The organism is uncultured Intestinimonas sp. (assembly GCF_944387245.1).
Lineage (GTDB): Bacteria > Bacillota > Clostridia > Oscillospirales > Oscillospiraceae > Intestinimonas.
In genome coordinates, this window is the sequence record NZ_CALXEE010000094.1 from 1 (window position 1) to 6,907 (window position 6,907).

General features: G+C 61.3%; 6 protein-coding genes. All 6 read left to right on the forward strand.

Annotation, left to right across the window (positions count from 1 at the left end; translation table 11 throughout):
- The first annotated feature begins 324 nt into the window (after positions 1 to 324).
- Positions 325 to 1,236, forward strand: coding sequence for a phosphatidylglycerol lysyltransferase domain-containing protein (locus tag Q0K15_RS10085; protein ID WP_294515720.1), 912 nt, complete (start codon positions 325 to 327; stop codon positions 1,234 to 1,236).
- A gap of 36 nt (positions 1,237 to 1,272) precedes the next feature.
- On the forward strand, positions 1,273 to 2,148 hold the full coding sequence (locus Q0K15_RS10090) for a GNAT family N-acetyltransferase (RefSeq protein WP_294515721.1): 876 nt from the start codon (positions 1,273 to 1,275) through the stop codon (positions 2,146 to 2,148).
- A 307-nt stretch (positions 2,149 to 2,455) separates the two neighbouring features.
- Positions 2,456 to 3,397, forward strand: coding sequence for an ABC transporter permease (locus tag Q0K15_RS10095; protein ID WP_294515722.1), 942 nt, complete (start codon positions 2,456 to 2,458; stop codon positions 3,395 to 3,397).
- Between the two features lie 3 nt (positions 3,398 to 3,400).
- Entirely contained in the window at positions 3,401 to 4,744 is a 1,344-nt protein-coding gene (locus Q0K15_RS10100) for an ABC transporter permease (protein ID WP_294515723.1), read from the forward strand.
- A 16-nt stretch (positions 4,745 to 4,760) separates the two neighbouring features.
- Complete coding sequence (locus tag Q0K15_RS10105; protein ID WP_294515724.1) at positions 4,761 to 5,810, forward strand: ABC transporter ATP-binding protein; 1,050 nt, start codon at positions 4,761 to 4,763, stop codon at positions 5,808 to 5,810.
- Complete coding sequence (locus tag Q0K15_RS10110; RefSeq protein WP_294515725.1) at positions 5,803 to 6,873, forward strand: ABC transporter ATP-binding protein; 1,071 nt, start codon at positions 5,803 to 5,805, stop codon at positions 6,871 to 6,873. Before Q0K15_RS10105 ends, Q0K15_RS10110 begins: the two co-directional genes overlap by 8 nt.
- The last annotated feature ends 34 nt before the right edge of the window (positions 6,874 to 6,907 follow it).

The following is a 6,907-nucleotide window of genomic DNA, read 5'->3' on the forward strand; positions in this document are numbered from 1 at the left end:
CACCATTGTAAGGGCCTATCCCCTATGAGTCCACTTCTTTCTTCCCCTGTTGCACTTGTATTGTATATTCGCCATTTCATTTTATTCCGTCGTCTGCGGACGACGGAACTCTGCGAGGCTCTCGTCTAAAATTCAGCCCAGAGATATTGTTTTTATAAACTGACGCCGCGCTCCCTTGTGGGGCGCGGCTTTTTCCATTTTTGCGGTTTAGGCGGGGCGCTTTTGTGCCATACTGGAAAACAGGCCCAGAAACAAACCCTTGCGCGATCTTTCCCGCCGTGATACACTGCTTTCAAAGAATACCCAAGGAGATTGCCATTTATCATGATCGAATTTCATAAACCCCAGCTCACCGACAAGCCCTGGGTGGATGAGCTGCTGCGCAGGGCTGACCACCGGGGCTGTGAGTACAACTTCACCAACCTCTTCGTCTGGAGCGACGCCTACGACCAGCGTATCGCCCGGGTGGGAGACTTTCTGGTGACCCACCTGTGCGGCGCACTGGGCTGCTCTTACATCTACCCCGCCGGTTCCGGCGACATCGCCCCCGTCCTCACCGCCCTGGAGCAGGATGCCGCGGAGCGGGACGTCCCCTTCCGTCTGGTCTGCCTCACCCAACCCCAGACCCAAGAGCTGGAGGCCCTCTTTCCGGGCCGCTTCACCTTTGAGGCCGACCGGGACGGCTTCGACTACCTCTACGACATCGACCGCCTGGCCGACCTGGGCGGCAAAAAGCTCCACGCCAAGCGCAACCACATCAACCGCTTCATCGAGAACAACCCCTCCTGGGTCTACGAGGACATCACCCCCGAGACCCTGCCCGAGTGCCTGGAGATGGATAAGGAGTGGTACCGCCGCAGCATGATCCGGGAGGGTCTGGCCGAGGAGCGGGACCTGGGCGACGAGGGCCGTGCCCTTCGCCTGGCCATGGAGCACTACCATTCCCTTGGCCTGGAGGGCGGACTCATCCGGGTCTACGGCGAGGTGGTGGCCTTTACCATGGGAGACCTGCTCTCCTCCGACACCTACGACGTCCACTTTGAAAAGGCCTACGGCGAGCTCCAGGGCGCCTACGCCATGATCAACCGGGAGTTCGCCCGTCGGGTCCGGCAGCGTCACCCCCAGGTACGCTACCTCAACCGGGAGGACGACATGGGCGTGGAGGGGCTCCGCAAGGCCAAGGAATCCTATTACCCCGACCTCATGGTGGAGAAATATTCCGCCTCCCCGGCGTGAGCTAGCCGGATACCGTCAGAAAGGAGCGAATATCCCATGATCGAGATCCGTCCCGCCCGTCCGGAGGAGATCCCTCGCCAGAAGGAGCTCTGGAAGCTGGCCTTCGGCGATGACGACGCCTACATCGACTACTTCTACGCCCACGGCGAGGAGAGCCAGGTGCTCCTCCTGCTGGAGGACGGCGTGGTGTGGACCATGGTGGCCCTCTTCCCGGTGACGGTGACCCTTCCCCAGGGGGAGTCCCTCTCTTCGGCCTACATCTACGCCCTGGCCACCCACCCCGACGCCCGGAAAAAGGGCTTCGGCCGGTTCATCCTCAACTACGTGGACTACTACCTTCAGGAGTCCGGGAAGGACTGCGTCACCATCGTGCCCGCCGAGCCCTCCCTCTACAAATACTTCGCCGCCACCGGCTTTGAGCCCACCTTCTCCACCCGGAAGGTGGAGCTGCTCCGGGAGATGGTGGCCCAGCCCGCCCAGGGGGACGCCATTGCCTCCGTCACCCCCGCCCAGTACAACGCCCTCCGGGAGCAGCTCCTGGACGGCAGTCTGCGGGTCACCTACCGAGATTCCCTGATCGCCTACCAGCAGGGTCTCTCCCGCATGGAGCACGGCGACCTCTTCCACCTCACCGTCTCCGGCAAGGAGGGCCTGGCCGCCGCCGAGTACCTGGATGAGGACACGGTGCTGGTCAAGGAGCTCCTCCTTCCCCCCGCCGCCCAGGCCGGCGGCGCCGCCCTCCTGGCCTCCCGGATGCCTGCCCGCCGCTACCACCTGCGCACCCCCCCCTTCTGGGACGGCCTCACCGGCAGTTACCTCCAGTCCTTCGCCATGATCAAGTGGTATCGCCCTGAGCTGGCCAAGGCCTGGCGGGAATACCGCCGGGGCTACATGGGCCTGGGCTTTGACTGACCTTTTTCCGCCTCTGCCGGCGGCCGGGTTTTACCCGACCGCCGGCATTTTGCATTTTTATTTACGCTTTACTGCATTACTTTTTTAAATCGCTGCAGAAAAGGAAAATTCGAAGTACAAAATACAGCTTTTTTGTTCTCCTCTGGAGCACACTTGCAGGATTCCAAAAAGATTCCATCAATTTGAAGGCGTATTTCCCTTGACGGACAAAAGTTTATGGTATAGAATATATAGAACTGCGCATGAGGTATTTTCCTCATTGTGAAATAAAAAATATACAGAATACAGAAAAGTGGGAAGTGAAGAAATGGCAAAATACATTTTGAAAAGAGTGCTGATGGCCGTGATCACGCTGTTCATCGTGATCTGCCTCACTTTTTTCCTGATGAATGCCGTTCCGGGCAATCCCTGGCTGTCTGAGAAGACCCCGACTCAGGCCACCATTGATGCCCTGAATGCAAAGTACGGCCTGGATCAGCCGGTGATCGTACAGCTTGGCAAGTACCTGGAGAACCTGCTCCACCTGGACTTCGGCACCTCCATCAAAATGCAGAAGGATCGACCGGTGCTGGACATCATCCTCACCATGTTCCCCATCTCGGCCGGCATCGGCGCCATCGCCATCATATGGGCCATATTGGTAGGCGTCCCATTGGGATGTCTTGCGGCTTATAAGCGCGGCACCTGGGTGGACAGCCTGCTGCGGGTGATCTGTACACTGGGCATCTCCATGCCGGGCTTCGTGGTCGCCACCATGCTGCTGCACATCCTGACCGGCGGCATCGAAGGGCTCAAGCTCTTCCCCACCATGTTCGACGGCACGGCAAAGAGCTATGTGCTGCCCTGTCTGGCCCTGGGCTTCTACCCCATGTGTTACCTTTCCCGCCAGACCCGGACCGCCATGCTGGACGCCATCAACCAGGAGTATATCAAGACCGCCCGGGCCAAGGGTCTGAAGAACAAGAAGATCATCTTCAAGCACGCCCTGCGCAACGCCCTCATCCCGGTCATCACCTATCTGGGTCCCCAGATCGCCTTCACCCTCTGCGGCGGCTTCGTGGTGGAGAAGGTCTTCTCCATCCCCGGTCTGGGCCGTTACTTCGTCATGTCCATCCAGAACCGTGACTACCCCCTCATCATGGGCACCACCATCTTCCTGGCAGCCTTTATCATCGTGATGAACCTGATCGTGGACCTCCTTTACAAGCTGGTGGACCCGCGCATCAATCTTGCAAAAGGAGGGAACTGATCCATGGCAGAAAAGAAGAAAAAGCAGCCCTTCGGCTCCCTCCGTCCCGACGTGGACGACATCCTGGACTGGAACAACCTGCCCCAGGATGCCTTTGAGCCGGCCAGCAGCGCTGAAAAAGAAAGTTTTATCCAGGACCGTGAAAGCGTCTCCTACTGGAAGGACGCCTGGCGGCGCCTGCGCCGCAACCGGGTGGCCATGGTGGCCATGGTCATCGTCATCCTCATCGGCCTCTTTGCCTTTGTGGGTCCCCTGATCGTCCCCTACACCTACGATCAGGTCATTCCCGGCGCCAACAACATCCACCCCTGGCACTACTCCCTGGAGGACCAGGCCGCCATCGACGCCTATATCGAGGAGCACACCGGCACCGCCAACCTCTCTCCGGATGAGGCAGTGGCCCAGGCTGAGGCCGAGGCGGAGGCCCGGGGCGAGACCCTCTCTCCCGTGGAGGCCGCCAAGATCCGCGCCACCGCCAAGGCCAACCAGGGCAAGGGCGAGGAGAACGTCACTGAGAAGGACGCCGCCAAGGCCCTGGGCATCAAGGTCAAGCCCTTCGGCTACACCCAGGCCGAGCTGGAGCGCATGGCCGCCGGCGAGTCCGTCTTCCCCCATGTCTTCGGCTGCGACAACCAGGGCCGTGACATCATGGTCCGCACCATGATCGGCGCCCGTGTTTCCATGATCGTCGGTATCTGCTGCGCCATCATCGTTCTGGTCATCGGCGCCCTCTACGGCTCCATCTCCGGCTACTGCGGCGGCAAGGTGGACGCCGTCATGCAGCGCATCGTGGAGATCATCTACACCATTCCCGAGGTCCTCGTCATCCTGCTGCTGGGCTCCACCCTGAAGCCCATCTTTGAGGAGTTCCAGAACTCCGGCGACGGCTTTTTGCAGCAGATGGTCACCCTGCTGGGCGCCAACCTCATCTCCATCTTCATCACCTTCGGTCTCCTTTACTGGGTGACCATGTCCCGCCTCATCCGCGGCCAGATCCTCCAGCTCAAGCAGCAGGAGTATGTCACCGCCGCCCGGGCCCTGGGCGCCTCCGGCGGGCGCATCATCAAGCGTCATCTGCTCCCCAACTGCATCGGTCAGATCGTGACCACCACCTTCCTGCAGATCCCCTCGGCTATCTTTACCGAGTCCTTCCTCTCCTTCCTGGGTATGGGTGTTACCGCCCCTATGACCAGTCTGGGCTCCATGTGCTCCGACGCCCTGGGCGGCCTGAACACCTACCCCTACCGCCTGTTTATCCCCGCCGCCATCCTGAGCCTCATGATCCTGTGCCTGAACCTCTTCGGTGACGGTCTCCGGGACGCTCTGGATCCCCGGCTGAAGAAATAAGAGAGGAGGAGACTCAATGGAAAACAATCAGAAGACCGGCAAGCTGCTGGAAGTAAAGGATCTCCACGTCTCCTTTTTCACCCCCGCCGGCGAGGTAAAGGCCGTGGGCGGTATCAGCTATGACCTCAACTACGACGAGGTCATGGGTATCGTGGGCGAGTCCGGCTCCGGCAAGAGCGTGGAGGCCTACTCCATCATTGGCCTCCTCCAGTCCCCCGGCAAGGTCATCGGCGGCTCCATTACCCTGGAGGGTGAGGACGTGCTGGCCAAGACCAAGGACGAAATGGTGGCTCTGCGTGGCTCCAAGGTGGCCATGATCTTCCAGAACCCCATGACCTGCCTCAACCCCGTCTACACCATCGGCAATCAGCTCATCGAGGCTCTGAAGGCCCACGACAAGCACGTCTCCAAGGAGGAGGCCTCCAAGCGGGCCATGGAGATGCTGGAGCTGGTGGGCATCAACAACGTGGAAAAGCGGATGAAGCAGTACCCCCACGAGCTCTCCGGCGGCATGCGCCAGCGCGTCATGATCGCCATGGGCCTCATCTGCCACCCCCAGCTGCTCATCGCCGACGAGCCCACCACCGCCCTGGACGTGACCATCCAGGCCCAGATCCTGGAGCTCATGAAGGACCTGCAGAAAAAGACCCACATGGGCATCATCTTCATCACCCACAACCTGGGCGTGGTGGCCGAGATCTGCGACAAGGTCTCCGTCATGTACGCCGGCAAGATGGTGGAGCAGGGCCCCGTGGACGACATCTTCTACAAGCCCGGCCACCCCTACACCATGGGCCTGCTGCGCTCCATGCCCCGTGTGGACGCCGAGAGCTATGAGCGCCTCATTCCCATCGAGGGCTCTCCCGTGGACATGCTCAATCCCCCCGAGGGCTGCCCCTTCGCCCCCCGGTGTGAGCACGCCATGAAGATCTGCCTGCAAAAGATGCCCCCCTACGTGGAACTGGGCGACAACCACCGCGCCGCCTGCTGGCTGCGGGTGCAGGACCAGATTGAAAAGGAAAAGGCCGGCAAGACTGAGAACAAGGAGGTGGGCGACAATGGCTGAGAACCGGGACATTCTGGTACAGGTGGACCACCTGACCAAGTACTTCCCTGTCAAGGGCATGAAGGGCCCCGGCGTCCAGGCCGTGGAGGACGTCTCCCTCTTCATCAAGCGGGGCGAGACCCTGGGCCTGGTGGGCGAGTCCGGCTGCGGCAAGACCACCCTGGGCCGCACCATCCTGCGGCTCCATGAGCCCACCTCCGGCTCCATCATCTACGACGGCGTGCCCATCTACGAGCACGAGTACCCCTTTGAGCGACAGACGGTCTCCGTCAAGGAGAAGGACGGCACCGAGCATCAGCGCTCCGTGCTGGTGAAGAAGGCGGTCCCCCGTGAGAAGGCCGTGGACATGCTCCCCTACCGTCGGAAGATGCAGATCATCTTCCAGGACCCCTCCGCCTCTCTGGACCCCCGTATGACGGTGGGCGAGATCATCGGCGAGGCTCTGGACATCCACAAGCTGTGCGCCAGCAAGGCCGAGCGCACCGAGCGCATCAAAGAGCTCCTCAGCATGGTGGGTCTGAACACCGAGCACGCCAACCGCTACCCCCACGAGTTCTCCGGCGGTCAGCAGCAGCGTGTGGGCATCGCCCGCGCCCTGGCTGTGAAGCCCGAGTTCATCGTCTGCGACGAGCCCATCTCCGCCCTGGACGTGTCCATCCAGTCCCAGGTGGTCAACATGCTGGAGGATATGCAGAAGGATCTGGGCCTCACCTATCTGTTCATCGCCCATGACCTCTCTGTGGTGCGCCACATCTCCAACCGCATCGGCGTCATGTACCTGGGCACCCTGGTGGAGCTGGCCGAGAGCTATGAGCTCAACCGCCACCCCATCCACCCCTACACCAAAACCCTGCTGTCCGCCGTGCCGGTGCCCGACCCCGAGGTGAGCCGCACCCGTCAGCGCATCGTGCTCCAGGGCGACATCCCCTCCCCCATGAATCCCCCCTCCGGCTGCCGGTTCCACACCCGCTGCCCCTATGCCACCGAGAAGTGCAAGGAGGCCGTCCCCCAGCTCAAGGAACACGCCCCCGGACACTGGGCTGCGTGTCACTTACTCGGCTAAACGGGGCGTGTTCCTGAGAGCGCAAGCGAGCCGC

Excerpts from the sequence above, each read along its gene's own strand:
- Q0K15_RS10085 (WP_294515720.1), top strand. The coding sequence starts at position 325 with ATGATCGAATTTCATAAACCCCAGCTCACCGACAAGCCCTGGGTGGAT.
- Q0K15_RS10090 (WP_294515721.1), top strand. The coding sequence starts at position 1,273 with ATGATCGAGATCCGTCCCGCCCGTCCGGAGGAGATCCCTCGCCAGAAG.
- Q0K15_RS10095 (WP_294515722.1), top strand. The coding sequence starts at position 2,456 with ATGGCAAAATACATTTTGAAAAGAGTGCTGATGGCCGTGATCACGCTG.
- Q0K15_RS10100 (WP_294515723.1), top strand. The coding sequence starts at position 3,401 with ATGGCAGAAAAGAAGAAAAAGCAGCCCTTCGGCTCCCTCCGTCCCGAC.
- Q0K15_RS10105 (WP_294515724.1), top strand. The coding sequence starts at position 4,761 with ATGGAAAACAATCAGAAGACCGGCAAGCTGCTGGAAGTAAAGGATCTC.
- Q0K15_RS10110 (WP_294515725.1), top strand. The coding sequence starts at position 5,803 with ATGGCTGAGAACCGGGACATTCTGGTACAGGTGGACCACCTGACCAAG.